General features: G+C 69.3%; 1 protein-coding gene. It reads left to right on the top strand.

The window, feature by feature from the left end:
• Positions 1 to 202 precede the first annotated feature (202 nt).
• The coding region (locus ACWGKQ_RS52150) for an MFS transporter (RefSeq protein ID WP_453299177.1) at positions 203 to 1,369 on the top strand (1,167 nt) is incomplete at its 3' end.

Genomic DNA, 1,369 nt, shown 5'->3' with positions numbered 1-1,369 from the left:
GGCCCCGCGCCTGCCCGCGGCCCCCACCCCCTGTGCCACCTGGGGGTATCCGGATTGTTGCTGTGATTGTTGACAAAAGTGTTGACGTTTTTGCCGGTCAATCCTTAGCGTCTACGCACCACGGGTCAGCCGCACGAGCCGCCTCGACCCCCTCTACCGCTTCCCCTCCAGGGAACGCATCCTGGACGAGAGGAAAACAAAGATGTCCTCCTCAACCGCCCTGTCCGCCCGCGGCGGCAAACTGGCCCAGCTGGTCGTCGGCCTGTGCTGGCTGGCCGTGCTCTTCGACGGCCTCGACATGTTCATCTACGGCTCGGTGCTGCCCCACCTGCTGGAGACCAAGACCTTCGGCATCACGCCGGACAAGGCAGGCGACCTCGGCTCCTACGCCACCTTCGGCATGCTGGTGGGCGCCCTCACCGCGGGCACGGTCGCGGACCGGATCGGCCGCAAGCAGCTGATGATCGCCTGCGTCACGCTGTTCTCGCTCGCCTCCGGCATCTGTGCGATCTCCGGCAGCCTCGCGGTCTTCGGCCTCGGCCGCACCCTGGCCGGCGTCGGCCTCGGCGGGCTGCTGCCGACCGCGATCAGCATGGTCTCCGACTACGCCAGGGGCGGCCGGATCGCGATCACCATCGGCGTGCTGATGACCGCCCACCACGCGGGCGGCATCCTCTCCGCCTACGTCGCCAAGTGGCTGGTCGAACCGTTCGGCTGGCGCTCCGCCTTCTGGGTCTGCGTGCTCCCGCTGCTCTTCGTCCCCGTCCTGCTGAAGTTCCTGCCCGAGTCGCTGAGCTTCCTGGTCGCCAAGGGCCGCACCGAGGAGGCCACCACCCTGGCCGACCGCTACGAGGTCGAAGTGCCCGCCGTCGCCGCCAAGAAGACGACCGCCGACCGCTGGGACGCGCTGCTCGGCCTCTTCCGCGGCGGCGAGTGGCTCCAGACCCTGCTCTACTGGCTGGCCTCCTTCGGCGGTCTGCTGCTGGTGTACGGCGTCGCCACCTGGCTGCCGACCCTGATGCGCACCGAGGGCTACGAGCTCGCCAACGCCCTGACCTTCGTCGTCGTCTTCAACCTCGGCGGCATCGTGGGCATGCTGGTCGCCGGGCGGGCCGCCGACCGGTTCGGCGCCCCGCGCATCGCGGCGATCTGGTTCGCCCTCACCGCCGCCGGCGTCTACCTGCTCAGCGTCCACATGCCGATGGGCGTGACCACTCTCGTCGTCTTCCTCACCGGTGTCTTCCTCAACAGCGCCCAGACGATGATCTACGCGACCGTCTCCATCCGCTCCACCCCGGACAACCGCGCCACCGCCGTCGGCTGGACCTCCGGCATGGGCCGCTTCGGCGCCGTCTTCGGGCCGTGGCTC

The organism is Streptomyces sp. NPDC054770, from assembly GCF_053611985.1.
This window is presented reverse-complemented; position numbering and strand designations above follow the sequence as displayed.